Here is a 13,832-nt window from a genome sequence, read left to right as displayed (position 1 = left end):
GAATTTCCGTACGCGAATGATACCTTATCTGGTTTGCGCCGACCTGCCGCTCAGCCCCTCAACCCATGTAACAAGGGGCTTACAACCTACTCTGCGGCAATAAATGAGGCGTCACAAATACATCACCGGCACTCGAATCGCCCTTTTTTACTACCGATATCGATTCGCCACAGGCTGCGACTATTGCAGGCCGGAGCTAACGGCTAAATGCGCCAGCGACTTTCATGTCTGCCCGATAAAAAATCCGCCGGAGATTTGTGTCGGAATGTATCTGGCTCTGATCCATACACAAAACACGCGGCAATGCCGCTTTAGGGAAACAAGCCAGATACATCCAGGCATTCAAATAGAGGCTAGTTAAAAAACATTGGATGCCAATCATGTACAACCTTCTAGAAACACCACTTGCCTTGCTGGCCGGTATTCTGACCATCGCCTCGCCGTGCGTCTTGCCGGCGCTGCCAATTTTGCTCGGCACGTCGGTCAGTTCTTCCGGATCGGCCCCTAGCCGCACGCGGCCGCTGTTTATTATCGCCGGCTTCATTTTGAGCTTCTCGGCGTTCGCCATGTTGTTGGGCGCCGTCTCCAGCAGCATCCACATCGCTCAGGACGCTATTCGTACCGGCGCGATTGCGCTGCTGGGGCTATCGGGGCTGCTGCGGTTGTGGCCACGTCCGTATCAAATGCTGGTGGCGTATCTGCAAGCGCCATTGCAACGCATGCAAAGCGCTGCGCCGAAAGTACGGCCCGGCAACACCGGCGGCTTCGTACTTGGCATGTCGCTGGGTGCGGTCTGGACGCCCTGCGCCGGCCCGGTACTGGCATCGATTCTGGTGCTGGTTGTTAAGGCGCAAGACCTCGGCTGGTCGGCTCTGCTGCTGTTGATGTATGCAATCGGTGCTGAGATCCCGATGCTTGCCATTCTGTACGGCGGCCAGTACATCAGCCGTCACGTCCGAGTGGTAGCGCGCCATGCCGAAAACCTGCAACGACTGTTCGGCGTGCTGGTGATACTCACCGCGCTGGCGATCTATCTGCAGTACGACGTGCTGATCATCGCTCGACTGACCTCCTTGTTTTCTTCCACTTCTCTGTAATCTGTAAAGGAATATTTTATGCTTTCCCGTCTCAAAACTTTCACCATCGTTACGGCACTTGCCGCCACCGTTTCCACTGGCGCCTCCGCCAGCGCACTGACTAAGAGCTTCGCTGCACCTGAATTTACCGGTATCGAAAAATGGCTCAACAGCGAGCCGCTGACCATGCAACAACTGCGCGGCAAAGTAGTGCTGGTGGACTTCTGGACCTACACCTGCATCAACTGTATCAATACATTGCCGTACGTTAAATCGTGGTATCAGAAGTACAAAGACCAGGGTCTGGTCGTGGTCGGTGTGCATACCCCGGAATATCCGTTCGAGCGCAACACGGACAATGTCAAAACCGCGATCAAGCGACTCGGCGTACCTTACCCGGTAGCGCAAGACAACCAGTACGCCACCTGGAACGCTTACCACAACCAGTATTGGCCAGCGGTGTATCTGATCGATAAAAAGGGTCAAGTGGTCTACACTCACTTCGGCGAAGGCCAGTACGGGCAAACCGAAGAAGCCATCAAGAAACTGCTGGCACAACCGTAATCCGCCGAGCATCCGTAGGGAATCAGCAGAGATCTTGGTCTGCCTGGGTTATGCGTCAACCGCCACACCCGGCGCGCTGTTTAGGAATAGACAGGGCGCCGGGGTCAGCGCAAACGGCTGACAGGCAAACTTTGAAAGTTGATCTGATTTAAGCTTGTTTTAATTTTATTTTCGTATTGTGTGGGTGTGAGCTGAGGAACGTTATTCGTTGCCGTACCGAGCTGTCTTTTCTGGAGGACGCACCATGAACAAGCACATCTTTCTTGCCGCATGGGCATTGTTTACCGCGACTGCGGCGTTTGCCGCAAATCCCGCGCAATCCCAGGATACGCGCACCGTCGCGGCTGCCGTCAGCTACCTCTCAGGCGACATTGGGCAGGACCAAGCGGCGGCCATACAGCGCCAGGCAAAAAATTACCCGCTGGAGCTTGAATTTGTCGTCAAGGCGACCCCCCAAAGGATGAGTTTACGGCCGACGTCCGCGTCAAAATCAGCGACGCTGACAACCATGCGGTGCTCAATGCCGTATCCAATGGGCCTTTCTTCCTGGCGCAATTACCGGCCGGACACTATCGCATCGAAGCGATCAAAAATGGCCAGTCGAAAACCCGCGATGTTGTCATTACCAGCGGCTCTCATCAGCACATGCTGTTTGAATGGATCGAGTGACAGCTATAAAACATGGCGATAGGCAAATATTTATTCGCTTGTAGCGAAAATGCATTGCCTTAATGAATATTTAATCTGTGATAAACATTTGCCGTGGCGTACCATATGACAAAATGGCTACGTTAATTCTTTGATCAGTGAATTTTGGCCGGTGCATATGTCCATCCAGACAGAAATAACTTTCTTCAATCAGGAGCAAGGAGCTAAAAAATAATATTTTTGCGGGCTGACTTGAAAACTGCTTACTTGATCATTACCTTCTGTATTAACTACCGGGAGCGCATATGAACCTGATTTATAACAGTGGCCAATACAGCGTCGTCGAATTTGTTGCAGACGAACAACGCGAAGCTCTGCGTTTCGGAGGCTATGAAATCGTCGATAAGTCGTTCAAGCGCGAGATTTTCATTGCTGGTGCTTTAGCAGAGTTTTTCCGTAAAGGGGTCGAAGATCTGATTGCAACAGAACCGAGCATCGAAGATATCGATGCTTTTCTGGGCAGTTATGACTCCTTGATGAGCCAGCCAGTGACGTTGCAGTAATCCCGGCACCTTGCTTCTTCGCCGTTCCAGCACGTGCGCTGGAACGCGCTGCCGTGCCGCCGCCTGAACTGCTGTCGCCGACGCTGCTGCGGGTGCGTTGCGCTTATCTCTAAGTTTTATATTTCTAAATTTTATATCTTCAAGATTTATATTTTTGCGTTTGTTTTATATCTTTACGCTTCCTGTCTTTACGTCTTCCATCGCTACGTTTCATGTTTGCCAACTCCAACCCCATTCACAGCGCGCAAACCGGCATCCATGAGCAGCTAGCGGCAACCGTGGCCAGACATGCCGCACACACATTTCAGAAACCAGTCAGCGGCTACAACCAGGCCGCATTCGATGCCAGTATTGCCGCCTGGCGTGCCGCCGGTTGTCTGCCACCGATACTGGATGCCGGTTGCGGAGTTGGCTTGTCAACCATGCATCTGGCGGCGCAATACCGGGATCATTTCGTCATCGGCGTCGATCAATCGGCAGACCGGGTCGGGCGTAACACGCTATGGTCCGGTAGCACGCCGCAGCCGCAGAATTTCATCAGGATACGTGCCGATCTGGTAGATTACTGGTGCTTACTGCTGGCGGCTAACATTTATCCGGCACGGCATTACCTGCTGTATCCAAATCCCTGGCCGAAAATCGGCCAGTTGAGCCGGCGCTGGCATGCCCACCCGGTATTTCCAGATATCGTCGCGCTGGGCGGCATTCTCGAATGCCGTAGCAACTGGCAAATCTATGTGGAAGAATGCGCCAGCGCGCTGACGCAATTGAGCGGTATTCATGTCAACTGCGAGCCATACCAGACGACGGTCCCTATCACGCCGTTCGAGAATAAATATCTGGCTTCGGGACATCAGTTATGGCGTTGTCGGGTGCAGCTCGGCCAGCCGGCAACAAAGTAAGGGCGCCAGCCGCCAGCGCCGCTTCCGCCGCGACCATCGGCAGCCGGCGCGAATGACAGACGCAAGCCGGCACGGCTTGCGCTGAGGGGCACAACGCTTAAATTTCGACTTTGGTGCCCAATTCAACCACACGATTGACCGGGATGTGGAAAAAGTCGGATGGCTTGGCGGCATTCTGATACATCCACGCGAACAGCTTTTCGCGCCATAGCTGCATGCCCGGGATCTTGCTCGGGACAACCGTGTCGCGGGCCAGGAAGAACGAGGTATCCATGACGTCGAACTCTAGCCCGAACTGGGCTGTGGTCAAGGCCATCACGGTCTGCACATCCGGCGCTTCCTTGAAGCCGAATGCCGCACGCAGGACATAGATATCCTTGCCCAGTTCGCGCAATGTCAGGCGCTTGCTGTCTTCGACGAAAGGGACGTCCCAAATGCTGACCTTCATGAAAAACACGCGCTTGTGCAGGATACGGTTGTGCTTCAGGTTGTGCAGCATCGCCACCGGCACCGTATTGACATTGCCGGTCATGAATACCGCCGTACCTTCAACCCGGTGCGGCGGGTGCGCCAGCAGCCCTTCGACAAAAGGCTCAAGCGGAATCCCTTCATCCTTGGTGCGCTCACGCAGCAGCATGCGACCAGCGTACCAGGTCATCAGCAAGAAGAAGGCAAAGCCGCCGAGCAGCAACGGGAACCAGCCGCCGTAGACAATCTTTAGCAGGTTGGCGGCGAAAAACGCAAAGTCGACAACGAAGAAAGCACTGATGACCAACGCCACCAGAAAAGGATTCCATTTCCAGACGGTGCGCATGACCACCGCTGCCAGCACTGTGGTGATCAGCATGGTGCTGGTCACGGCGACGCCATAGGCGGCGGCCAGGTTGTCGGATTTCTTGAACGCCAGCACAACTGCTACCACCAGAATCAACAGCATCCAGTTGATCATCGGGATGTAGATCTGGCCGCGTTCGTCTTCAGAAGTGTGCAGGATACGCATGCGCGGCACAAAGCCCAGCAGGATGGCCTGACTGGTCAGCGAAAACGCACCGGAAATTACTGCCTGCGATGCGATCACGGTAGCGGCGGTCGCCAGAATCACCATCGGCACCAGCAAGGCGTCCGGCACCATCAGGTAGAAAGGGTTCTCAATCGCACTCGGGTTGGCCAGCAAGTTGGCGCCCTGGCCAAAGTAATTCAGCAGCAGGCATGGCATTACGGTGTACAGCCAGGCAAAGCGGATAGGACGAATCCCGAAGTGCCCCATGTCGGCATACAAGGCTTCAGCGCCGGTGAGCACCAGCACCACTGAGCCGAGCACCTTGAACGCCTGCAGCGTATGAGCCTCCATGAACGCATAGGCATAATAAGGATTGATCGCTACCAGAATTTGCGGCGCCTTGACCACATTGAAAATGCCCAGCAGACCCAGCGACAAAAACCAGAAAAACATGACCGGACCGAAAAATTTGCCGACCACGGTGGTGCCATGCTTTTGAATCAGGAACAAGCCGATCAGGATGATCAGCGATAGCGGCACCACGTAGCGGCTCAGGCCCGGCGTGGCGATTTCCAGCCCCTCCACCGCCGACAGCACCGAGATGGCTGGCGTGATCACGACGTCGCCGTAAAACATGCAGGCACCGAACACACCCAGCATCATCAACGTCTTGGCGCGCCGCGAGCCGTGCCTGGCCGTGCGCAGCGACAGTGCCATCAATGCCAGCACACCGCCTTCGCCGTTATTGTCGGCCCGCATCACGAACAGCACATACTTGAGCGACACCACGATGGTGATCGCCCAGAACAGCATCGAGATAATCCCCAGCACCCCATCCGGCGAGAACGAGATGCCATGTTCGGCGCTGAAACATTCTTTCAATGCGTACAACGGACTGGTGCCGATATCGCCGAACACGATCCCCATTGCAGCCAGCGTGATGATGTGTAGACGGGATGACTTGAATCCGGCGCTATGACCGCTGGTTTGCGTATTGCTCATGGTTTCTCTCATCTTATTGGTAAGGGCAAGTCCGGCATTCTGGAATGCATGGACCACTTACTTCCGATTATTCTGATTATTTCTTTTCAGATATTTTTTGACGCGTCGCACAAGGTGGCGGATTTTACTATCGAACCCTGGCCCGAACTAATTTGCGGTGCCAATGCCGTTGTGAAAATACATCGCCGCTTTGCTGAAGAGGTGTTTATCAGCTGGTCCCGACACACCGCCACATCAGAAAAGCCAACCAATAACAAAAAATTAATGACAAAACATTCGCCACATGCCGCTGCAAGCCTGCCGTCAAAACCTACTCGCCCTTCAGGACCAACGCTCTTTCATACAAAGCATTTTTCTTTTGACCAGTAATTTGCGCCGCCAATGCCGAAGCTTGCTTGATCGACAATTCTGCCAACAGAATCTTCAATACCCGCTCTCCTTCCGCGCTGTCGTCCAGCGCAACCGGCGCGGCCTCGATCAACACGACAAACTCGCCTTTTTGCCGGTTGGTGTCGGCCGCCAGCCATGCCGGAGCGTCGCCCAAGGCACAGCGATGCACGCTTTCAAACAGTTTGGTGAGCTCGCGCGCCAGCACCACCTGGCGTTGCGGGCCGAATGCCAGCAACAGCGCGTCGACGGTTTCGACGATGCGATGCGGAGCCTCATACAGCACCAGCGTGGCGCTGGCACCAACCAGGCCGCTGAGCACGATCTCACGCTGCCGTCCTTTGCTGGGCAAGAAGCCGATAAACTGGAACTGATCGTTGACCAGGCCGCTGACCGACAGCGCGGCGATGGCCGCCGCCGGCCCCGGCAACGGCAGCGCACGTAAGCCGGCGCGCAGCACCGCATCGACAATCCGCGCGCCCGGGTCCGATACTGCGGGGGTGCCGGCATCGGACACCAGCGCGATCCTCTCGCCGGCCTGCAGGCGGGCGACGATCTTATCGGCCGCTTCGCGCTCATTGTGCTCATGCGCCGCCAGTAAAGTCTTGGATAAACCATAACGGCTTAGCAAATGGGCAGTATTGCGCGTATCTTCACAGGCCACCGCATCGACCATCGATAATACGTGCAGTGCGCGCAAGCTGATATCGCAGACATTCCCGATAGGCGTAGCCAGCACATATAATGTTGACGCGGGATACGCCTGCTGCGCTACCTCATCCAGGATTGACGAATTGACGAGAGCGCTGGCAGATTGATGAGTCATGGGGAGTCATGGGGAGTCATGGGGAGTCATGGGGAGTCATGGGGAGTCATGGGGAGTTATGCATGTTTTGTAAATGGGTCAAGCTGACATTGGTGGCAGGGATCCTGTTGAACGGATTGTGCCCGGCTGCGCTGGCAAACACAACCATCGTCGAATCGGCCAGCCCTGACCAGAGCGGCAATACTATTCCACTTGCCAGCATCGCGCTGCTGCTGCCGCCGCGTTCCGGGCCTTTGGGTGCCGCCGCAGACGCCGTGCGCGCCGGCTTCCTGAACGCCTATGAACGCGACAAGAGCGATCTGACGGTCAGCGTCATCGAAGCCGCCGATACCGCCGCCGACATGCTGGCCGCTTATACAGAAGCCAGCAATAAATTCGATATTCTGGTCGGCCCACTATCGCGCACCGGGATCACGGCCATCGTACAGAGGGGCCACATGAGCAAACCGACGATTGCACTGACTCAGCCCGATCTGCCGGCCGGCCAGGAACCGATGCTGCCGCCACAGATGCTGCCGATCGGACTGTCGATAGAAGCCGAAGCACGCCAGGTCGCCAACCGGGTAGACGCCGAACTGGCGCCCGGCAAGGTGTTCGTGCTGAGCACCAGCGTGGCCTGGCAAAAGCGGGTTGCCGCCGCATTCGCGCAGCAGTTGCAAGGCAGCAGCCTGCGCGCAGAGCTGATGACTTTTGCGATGGCCGACGGCGCCATCAACCCCGCCGCGCTGATACAACTGCAACAACGTATCGAGAGCGAAAGGCCGCGCCTGCTGTTTGCCGCCCTCAACGCCGACCAGACCAGGCAGATCCGCAACGCGATCGGCGAGGAGACGCCGATCTATGGCATTTCGCAACTGAATCCGCTGGCTCTCGACGATACCAATCCTGAGCACCAGATCCCTGAGTTGAATGGGGTGCGGCTGCTCGATATTCCCTGGCAAGTGGAGCCTGACCATCCGGCGGTGATGGCCTATCCGCGCCGCAGCGATAGCCCTGGGCAGCAACCCAATGCTGATCTGGATCGCTTGTACGCGCTCGGCATCGATGCCTTTCGGATTGCGCGAGAAGTAGCGACGCGCAACATTGTGTTCCAGATCGACGGCGTCACCGGCCGGCTCAACGTCCGTTTTGGCGCCGGCATCGGCACACCGAGTTTTGAACGCATCGAGCCGGAGGCGGTATATCAGAACGGTATCGTCAGGCCGCTGTACATACACTGAGCGCGATGTTGCCGCGTCGTTGCATGCAATCGCTGTCATGAGTCTCCTCGACACCGTCATCCAGGGCCTTTCAAGCCGACGCGGCCAGGCCGCTGAGGATATCGCGCTGGTCTATTTGCAGAAGCGCGGATTGCAACTGGTAGAACGCAATTTCCGCTGCAAGGGTGGTGAAATCGATTTGATCCTCAGCGAGCCGGGAGCATCCCGTCAACTGGTGTTTGTCGAAGTCAGGCAGCGCAGCAGCAAGCGCTACGGCGGTGCCGCAGCCAGTGTCACGCACCGCAAACAAACCAAGCTGATTATCGCCGCCCAGGTTTTTTTGCAACGCCATGCGGCGCCTCCGGCCTGCCGCTTTGACGTCGTAGCGATTGACGGCGAGCACATCGAATGGATCAGAAACGCGTTCGAGACCTGATCCTCGCTCACGGTTGTGCCGGGAATCCGGCAGCGCCAGCTATAATCTGGCCAACACAACCACTGACTATCGAAATCCAGCTTATGATCCGACTCATTTAACCAGCTTATTTGCAAGCTTACTAACCGGCTTACTAACCGGCTTACTAACCGGCTTATTGACAGGCTTACTAATTGGCTTACTAATTGGCTTATTAACCAGAAAACAATTCCGAGCAGAGCGCATGGCAAGTAAAGCTTGAAATCGCCACGCGCATTTTCGGTAGTATCCACCACCATCCACACCGACATCATGATAAATCAACGTATCCTGGCGCACTTCAACGAAAGTGCCGAACTCAAAGCTCGCTCAGCTGAGGTCCTGGCCGGACCGATTTCCAGTGCGATTGAACTTATGTTCTCAGCGCTGTCCAACGGCAACAAGATTCTTGCTTGCGGCAACGGCGGTTCGGCTGCCGATTGCCAGCATTTTGCGGCGGAACTGGTCGGACGCTTTGAACGCGAGCGGCTACCGCTACCAGCTCTGGCGCTGAGCACCGATACCTCGATCATCACGGCGGTCGGTAACGATTACAGCTTCAACGAAATCTTTTCGAAACAGGTGCAGGCATTTGGACAGGCTGGCGATGTGCTGCTGGCATTTTCCACCTCGGGAAATTCGGCCAACGTCCTGGCGGCGATTGACGTTGCGCTGGAACGCGAAATGCGCGTGGTGGCGCTGACCGGCAAAGGCGGCGGCGCCATCGGCAAGAAACTGACCGGGGCAGATGCCCATATTTGCGTGCCGCACGACCGCACCGCACGCATCCAGGAAGTACACCTGCTGACGATACACTGCTTATGCGACGGCATCGATGTCGCTTTATTTGGAGGAGATGCGAATGATTGATCGGGGAAGTTGGAGCAAATGGCAGCGTCGATTGGCCGCAGTGGCACTGTGCGGCACGGTGGCGCTGAGCTTGCAGGGTTGTGTCGCCCTGGCGCTCGGCGGCGCTGTCGCCGGTGGCTTCGCAGTGACGGACCGGCGCACGCTGGGTGCACAAACCGAGGACAAGGCGATCATGCTCAAGGCAGAAACGCGGGTTCCGGGCGTCGTCGGCCAGGATGGTCATGTCAACATCACCAGCTTCAACCGCAAGGTATTGCTGACCGGCGAAGTACGCGACGATGCCGCCAGGGCCGCCGCCGAACGCGAGGTGCAGGCCATCGAAAACGTCCATGCAGTCGATAACGAGTTGGCAATCGGTGCGCCATCGACATTTTCAGCGCGCTCCAAAGACACCTTCATCACCAGCAAGGTGATCGCCTCGCTGGTCGATGCCAAGGATGTATTCGGCAATTCGATCAAGGTCGTCACCGAACGCGGCAATGTCTATCTGATGGGCCGGGTTACCGAACGTAAAGGCAAACGCGCGGCAGAAATCGCCGCAGGCGTGAGCGGCGTGCAAAAGGTGGTCAAGGTGTTTGAGTACATCACCGAGGATGAATTGACGCAAATGTCGTCGGCACCGCGCGAAAGCGCGAAATAAGCAACCAGTAAAGTGCCGACAGGCCAGATAGCTCAGATAGCTCAGATAGCTCAGATAGCTCAGATAGCTCAGATAGCTCAGATAGCTCAGATAGCTCAGATAGCTCAGATAGCTCAGATAGCTCAGATAGCTCAGATAGCTCAGATACAGCGCCTCACGCCGACATCCTCATAGGGTTCGACACCCAAGAGCCGCCGCTGCGCTTGCTTTTGGGCTTCTTGTCATATAACGTTGCCGCTGGACAAACCGTCCAGCGGCTTTTTTCTGGGGAAAACAATGATCGGCTTCGTCATTTTTCTGGCAATCGTCCTCGCCCTGGTTGCCTGGGCAGTTGCTATCTATAACCGTCTGGTGAGTTACTGCAATCGCTTCAAGAATGCCTTCGCGCAGATCGATATACAGCTCAAACGCCGTTACGATCTGATCCCGAACCTGGTGGAAACCGCCAAGGGTTATCTGAAACATGAGCGCGAAACGCTCGAAGCCGTGATCTCGGCACGCAACCATGCGGTCGCGGCCAACGCCACCGATGCCGTCGCAGTCCGGCAAATGGCCGCCAGCGAAGGTGTGCTCAGCGCCAGCCTGGGGAAACTGTTTGCGTTATCGGAAGCATATCCGGACCTGAAGGCCACCCAGAACATGATGCAGCTGACCGAAGAGCTGACCGGCACCGAGAACCGGATCGGCTTTTCGCGTCAGGCATACAACGACAGCGTGATGGAATACAACACCGCCATCGAACAGTTTCCCGCTTCGATTTGCGCCGGCATGTTTTCATTCAAACCGGCGCAACTGCTGCAAGCCACCGAGACGCCGGAAGAACGCAAGGCCGTCAAGGTCACGTTCTGAACGCTGGCGGCTGGCGGCATCTGGCATCTCAACTTCTCCTCACTGAGTTGCGCGCATGACTTTCTTTGAACAACAACACCAGGCGCGGCAGCAAACCCGGAAATTGGTGTTTCTGTTCGGGCTGGCGGTGCTTGCGATCGTCGTCGCAGTCAACCTTGCCATGGCGCTGCTGTGGACGTTCAAATTCGACCCCCATCACGGCATCATGCGCAACTATCCGAAGGGTTTTTTCGAGACCAACACCCTGATCACCCTATTGCTGATCGGCGGCGGTACGCTGATCCAGACGCTCAACCTGCGCGACGGCGGCGATGCCGTAGCCCAAATGGCTGGCGGCCGCCTGGTCTCGCCAGCCAGCGCCGACATGCAGGAGCGGCGCCTGTTGAGCGTAGTCGAGGAAATGGCGCTGGCCGCCGGCATCGCCTGTCCCAAAGTTTATCTGCTGGAGCAAGAGGACGCGATCAATGCCTTTGCCGCCGACTACAATCCGAATGAAGCTGTGGTAGCGGTCACACGCGGCGCGCTCAACCGCTTGACGCGGGATGAGCTACAGGGTGTGGTGGGCCACGAGTTCAGCCACATTCTGAACGGCGATATGCGTCTCAACGTGCATCTGATCGGCGTGCTGTTCGGCATCCAGATGATCGCCGGGTTCGGCCAGCAATTAATGAATTTCGGCAGCAGCTTCTGGGATGTCGGCGCGCGCAACAACCGGGACAAGGGCCCGCCGTGGCAGCTGGTATTGATCGTTAGCGGCCTGGTGTTGTTCGTGATCGGCTATATCGGTATCTTCTTCGGCCGTCTGATCAAATCCGCCGTGTCGCGCCAGCGCGAGTTCCTGGCCGACGCCAGCGCGGTCCAGTTCACCCGCAATCCGGATGGCATCGGCGGTGCGTTGCGCAAGATCAGCGGCCTTACCGACCGTAACAAGATCGGTTCGCAAATCAATCATGCCAGCGCCGAGCAACTATCCCAGCTGTTCCTCGGCAGCGCCCGCCGCAATCTGCTGGACGGCTGGTTTGCCACCCATCCGCCGCTCACAGAACGGCTGCGCCGCCGGAATTAGCGCTGCCGTTTGCCGCACCCAGCGAACGGCTGGCCGACCTGCCCTTTGACGCCTCAGGTTCGGTCGGCGCTGCTGCCGCTGCAAATTTTGCGGCGGCAGCAGATACGCCCTCCATGCAGAAAACGCTGGCATTCGGTAACAGTAGCGGTACCAGCTTTGCGCTGGCGCCGCAACTCGACAGCGCCGTGCGCGAGCCGGTCGCCGCTTGCGCGGTGGTCTATGCGCTACTGCTGGGCGAGGGGGGGGCTGAACGCGCTCAGCAATTGGCGGCGATCAACAAAGAATCGCCGCAACAGGCAGCGTTGACGGCCTTCCTGAGCGAACCGATCGCCCGCTTGCCGCTGAGCGCCAGGCTGCCGCTAGTCGATCTGGCAATGCCGGCGCTGCGCCAGCTGGCGCAGCCTGAGCGCGACAAATTACTGGCGACTGTTGATCGGTTGATTGCCGCCGACAGCCGCATCACGCTGGCCGAATTCGTCCTGCAGACTATCCTGGCGCGCCGCCTGGCGGCGCGGGCTGGGCGATTGGTCCCGATCAAATTCAATCGCCTGGCAGAGCTGAATAACGATATCGCAGTCATGCTGTCGCTGGTGGCGCACGTGTGCGTGCCTTCCGGCGCGGCTCACAGTGCTGAAGCCCGCATAGCAGCGTTCTTGCGCGGGGCGCGGCGCAGAATTGAATCTGGCCGCCAGCGACTATTGCGACGGCGCAAGCCTTAGCTTTCCGCGGGTCCGGCAGGCGCTGGACAACGCCAATCGTCTTGCGCCTCTGGCCAAGCCACAGTTGATCAAGGCGTTGTTGGCCGTCGCCGAAACCGGCAATGCCGGGGACGGCCAACCGGATCTCGCCAGCGCCGACATATTACGCGCCATTTGTGCCGGTATCGAAGCACCTATCCCGCCTGCGGTTGCGGCCACCTATCGCGCTTATCCGTGGCAATTCGATAATTAGCATCAAATCCTGGCGGTTTGGACAAAGATCCGCGCCGGTGACTATAATAAGGACTTTCGGGCTTTGCCCATGTTGGGATTTTCGCCATACAACCTCAAGTTGAACAACCCTCCGGCAAACGGCACTGGATCAAGGCCGTAGCCACTGTCGCGGTGCTTGCCGTGGCAACTGCCGGCTATCTGTCGATGTCGAAAAAGGACGTCGCACCTGACGTTACTTTCACCAACCTCAAGGGCCAACAGATAGCGCTGCAAAGCTTGCGCGGCAAGGTGGTGATGGTGAATTTCTGGGCCACCAGTTGCACGACTTGCGTGGCCGAAATGCCGCAGATGGTCGAGACCTATAACATGTACAAGGACAAGGGCCTCGACTTTGTCGCTGTGGCGATGAGCTACGACCCGCCTAATTACGTGACGAATTTCGTCGAAACACGCGGTTTACCATTTCAGGTAGCGCTGGATCTGCAGGGTAAGCTGGCCAACTCGTTCGGCGATGTCAAGTTGACGCCAACTACTTTCGTGATCGACAAGCAGGGCAATATCATCAAGCGCTACGTCGGTGAACCGAAGTTTGCGGGATTGCACGCGCTACTGGATAAAGCACTCGCTACATAATTAAAAAGCGCCGCAAACATTCATCCCGTCGGGGGCAGGCCCAGCCTCACTGTGAGGCTGTCTTTGCGCCGCTGCCTGGCAGTGCCGCGATCACTAAGAGACGGTTTCATAAAGGCCCGAAGGGGCTGTTAACTTTTCCGGCAAGCTGCTACTCTTCGGCATTGATATAGATAAGGCTGAAGAAGAGATGGGCAAACCGATCGTGGAAGATGCACTGTGGA

Annotated in this window: 17 protein-coding genes; 15 read left to right on the top strand and 2 right to left on the bottom strand. The window is 56.9% G+C overall.

What is annotated here, in order from left to right; translation table 11 throughout:
• The first annotated feature begins 380 nt into the window (after nt 1-380).
• The 5 genes from ACIQ0R_RS00510 (at nt 381) to ACIQ0R_RS00490 (ending at nt 3,753) form a co-directional block, all read left to right on the top strand.
• Nucleotides 381-1,097, top strand: coding sequence for a cytochrome c biogenesis CcdA family protein (locus ACIQ0R_RS00510; protein ID WP_395822616.1), 717 nt, complete (start codon nt 381-383; stop codon nt 1,095-1,097).
• A gap of 18 nt (nt 1,098-1,115) precedes the next feature.
• Nucleotides 1,116-1,640 (top strand): thioredoxin family protein, encoded by a 525-nt coding sequence (locus ACIQ0R_RS00505; RefSeq protein WP_395822614.1) that lies wholly within the window; start codon nt 1,116-1,118, stop codon nt 1,638-1,640.
• Nucleotides 1,641-1,884: 244 nt separating this feature from the next.
• Complete coding sequence (locus ACIQ0R_RS00500) at nt 1,885-2,331, top strand: hypothetical protein (protein ID WP_395822612.1); 447 nt, start codon at nt 1,885-1,887, stop codon at nt 2,329-2,331.
• Nucleotides 2,332-2,593: 262 nt separating this feature from the next.
• Nucleotides 2,594-2,851 (top strand): DUF3567 domain-containing protein, encoded by a 258-nt coding sequence (locus ACIQ0R_RS00495; RefSeq protein ID WP_395822610.1) that lies wholly within the window; start codon nt 2,594-2,596, stop codon nt 2,849-2,851.
• A gap of 212 nt (nt 2,852-3,063) precedes the next feature.
• Nucleotides 3,064-3,753 (top strand): tRNA (guanine(46)-N(7))-methyltransferase TrmB, encoded by a 690-nt coding sequence (locus ACIQ0R_RS00490; RefSeq protein WP_395822608.1) that lies wholly within the window; start codon nt 3,064-3,066, stop codon nt 3,751-3,753.
• A gap of 97 nt (nt 3,754-3,850) precedes the next feature.
• On the opposite strand, the gene ACIQ0R_RS00485 is transcribed toward ACIQ0R_RS00490, so the two are convergent.
• The gene (locus ACIQ0R_RS00485) at nt 3,851-5,680 is read right to left on the bottom strand and encodes a potassium transporter Kup (RefSeq protein WP_395822658.1); all 1,830 of its coding nucleotides are present in this window, start codon (nt 5,678-5,680) and stop codon (nt 3,851-3,853) included.
• Nucleotides 5,681-5,728: 48 nt separating this feature from the next.
• Here ACIQ0R_RS00485 and ACIQ0R_RS00480 point away from each other — a divergent pair, with 48 nt between their 5' ends.
• Complete coding sequence (locus ACIQ0R_RS00480; RefSeq protein WP_395822606.1) at nt 5,729-6,124, top strand: hypothetical protein; 396 nt, start codon at nt 5,729-5,731, stop codon at nt 6,122-6,124.
• Here ACIQ0R_RS00480 and rsmI read toward each other — a convergent pair.
• Complete coding sequence (gene rsmI, locus ACIQ0R_RS00475; RefSeq protein WP_395822604.1) at nt 6,066-6,968, bottom strand: 16S rRNA (cytidine(1402)-2'-O)-methyltransferase; 903 nt, start codon at nt 6,966-6,968, stop codon at nt 6,066-6,068. The two genes, ACIQ0R_RS00480 and rsmI, sit on opposite strands and share 59 nt — an antisense overlap.
• A gap of 62 nt (nt 6,969-7,030) precedes the next feature.
• Here rsmI and ACIQ0R_RS00470 point away from each other — a divergent pair, with 62 nt between their 5' ends.
• The 9 genes from ACIQ0R_RS00470 to ACIQ0R_RS00430 all read left to right on the top strand — a co-directional run bounded on the left by ACIQ0R_RS00470 (nt 7,031) and on the right by ACIQ0R_RS00430 (nt 13,611).
• Nucleotides 7,031-8,188, top strand: coding sequence for a penicillin-binding protein activator (locus tag ACIQ0R_RS00470; RefSeq protein WP_395822602.1), 1,158 nt, complete (start codon nt 7,031-7,033; stop codon nt 8,186-8,188).
• A gap of 37 nt (nt 8,189-8,225) precedes the next feature.
• A complete protein-coding gene (locus ACIQ0R_RS00465) occupies nt 8,226-8,603 on the top strand; it encodes a YraN family protein (protein ID WP_395822600.1) in 378 nt (125 codons plus the stop codon).
• A 291-nt stretch (nt 8,604-8,894) separates the two neighbouring features.
• The gene (locus ACIQ0R_RS00460; RefSeq protein WP_395822656.1) at nt 8,895-9,491 is read left to right on the top strand and encodes a phosphoheptose isomerase; all 597 of its coding nucleotides are present in this window, start codon (nt 8,895-8,897) and stop codon (nt 9,489-9,491) included.
• Complete coding sequence (locus ACIQ0R_RS00455) at nt 9,484-10,131, top strand: BON domain-containing protein (RefSeq protein ID WP_395822598.1); 648 nt, start codon at nt 9,484-9,486, stop codon at nt 10,129-10,131. Before ACIQ0R_RS00460 ends, ACIQ0R_RS00455 begins: the two co-directional genes overlap by 8 nt.
• Before the next feature lie 276 nt (nt 10,132-10,407).
• Nucleotides 10,408-10,980 (top strand): LemA family protein, encoded by a 573-nt coding sequence (locus ACIQ0R_RS00450; RefSeq protein ID WP_395822596.1) that lies wholly within the window; start codon nt 10,408-10,410, stop codon nt 10,978-10,980.
• A 55-nt stretch (nt 10,981-11,035) separates the two neighbouring features.
• A complete protein-coding gene (locus ACIQ0R_RS00445) occupies nt 11,036-12,046 on the top strand; it encodes a M48 family metallopeptidase (protein ID WP_395822594.1) in 1,011 nt (336 codons plus the stop codon).
• 113 nt (nt 12,047-12,159) lie between these two features.
• Nucleotides 12,160-12,765, top strand: coding sequence for a hypothetical protein (locus ACIQ0R_RS00440; RefSeq protein ID WP_395822592.1), 606 nt, complete (start codon nt 12,160-12,162; stop codon nt 12,763-12,765).
• Nucleotides 12,722-12,997 (top strand): hypothetical protein, encoded by a 276-nt coding sequence (locus ACIQ0R_RS00435; protein ID WP_395822590.1) that lies wholly within the window; start codon nt 12,722-12,724, stop codon nt 12,995-12,997. The genes ACIQ0R_RS00440 and ACIQ0R_RS00435 overlap by 44 nt, the downstream gene beginning before the upstream one ends.
• A 185-nt stretch (nt 12,998-13,182) precedes the next feature.
• On the top strand, nt 13,183-13,611 hold the full coding sequence (locus ACIQ0R_RS00430) for a TlpA disulfide reductase family protein (protein WP_395822654.1): 429 nt from the start codon (nt 13,183-13,185) through the stop codon (nt 13,609-13,611).
• Nucleotides 13,612-13,832: the final 221 nt, after the last annotated feature.

Origin of the sequence: Collimonas sp. (genome assembly GCF_044339385.1) — a bacterium.
Classification (GTDB): Bacteria; Pseudomonadota; Gammaproteobacteria; order Burkholderiales; family Burkholderiaceae_D; genus Collimonas.
The sequence above is the reverse complement of the archived record's forward strand: the minus strand, read 5'-3'. Positions and strand labels throughout refer to the sequence as shown.